Origin of the sequence: Bullifex porci (assembly GCF_009695635.1) — a bacterium.
Taxonomy (GTDB): domain Bacteria; phylum Spirochaetota; class Spirochaetia; order Sphaerochaetales; family Sphaerochaetaceae; genus Bullifex; species Bullifex porci.
This window is the reverse complement of the sequence record NZ_VUNN01000067.1, coordinates 1-1,034: the sequence shown is the minus strand read 5'-3', so window position 1 is coordinate 1,034 and position 1,034 is coordinate 1. Positions and strand designations below refer to the sequence as shown.

1 protein-coding gene is annotated in these 1,034 nt (G+C 42.7%); it reads left to right on the top strand.

The annotated features are described in order from the left end of the window. Positions 1 to 246: 246 nt before the first annotated feature. Complete coding sequence (locus FYJ80_RS11660) at positions 247 to 921, top strand: NYN domain-containing protein (protein WP_154427081.1); 675 nt, start codon at positions 247 to 249, stop codon at positions 919 to 921. The last annotated feature ends 113 nt before the right edge of the window (positions 922 to 1,034 follow it).

The window sequence follows — 1,034 nt, the reverse complement described above, 5'->3', positions numbered from 1 at the left end:
ATTATATTTAACTATACTTAATCTACACTCACCTCTTGGTAGCGCGATTAAGTTACGCAGCTCCCTTGAGGCTCTAAACCTCCCTTTAGGTGGGCAGCGATTAAGTTACGCGTCTTCCTTCAGGAGCTTGAAACCGCCCTCTCGGTTAGTTTTAACCCTGAGGTACTACAACTTAAACTGTTTGCTAACGTTAGTTTTTGTTGTTAAAACCGCCCTTAGAGGCGGTTTTTTTATGCGCGAAATAAAATGAGAACAATAGTTTACGTAGATGGGTTCAATTTTTATCACGGATTGGTTAAGCGTTCGGGATATAAGTGGTTAGACCTTTATAAGCTCTTTGAAGAACAACTGCTTCCGATAAGAGCACGAGAATCACAGTTGATTCAGGTGAAGTTCTTTACTGCTGAGATCAAGGCAAAGTTTGCTTCTCGGGGTGAATTGGCGCACCAAGCTCAGCAAGCCTACCATCGAGCATTAGTACAGATCTATGGCGATAAGCTACAGATAATAAAAGGTTATTACTCAGAGCGTCAGGAATGTGCAATGACCTTTAATGAGGGGCATCCTCCATCAAAAACGGATAGAACAACGGTCTGGAAGTTAGAAGAAAAGCAGACAGACGTTAGAATGGCTTTAGAAATGTATCGCGATGCGATTCGTGGTGAAGTAGAACAATTGGTTCTCTGCACTAACGACTCAGATATGATACCGCCAATAGAAATGATAAAAGCTGATCGGCCTGAGCTAAAAATAGGAATCGTAGTGCCAAGGGAAAAGGATACTAGTCGAGTGATTAGTAATCTGGCTAGTTTAGGGGATTGGAGCTTGCCATATGTATCCTATGAAGCCTTAAGATTAGCTTTATTGCCAGATAAAGTCCCCACTAGGCGGAAGCCAATACTGAAGCCAAATCACTGGTAAACAGCCGGATCTTCTTGTGATCCTTTTACTCTCGTCGTAATCTCATGCCCTGCAAACAAAAAAACCACCGCTTCCAACGGTGGTTCGTTTGCCGGAATCAAGAGCTACCAACT

Excerpts from the sequence above, each read along its gene's own strand:
- FYJ80_RS11660 (WP_154427081.1), top strand. The coding sequence starts at position 247 with ATGAGAACAATAGTTTACGTAGATGGGTTCAATTTTTATCACGGATTG.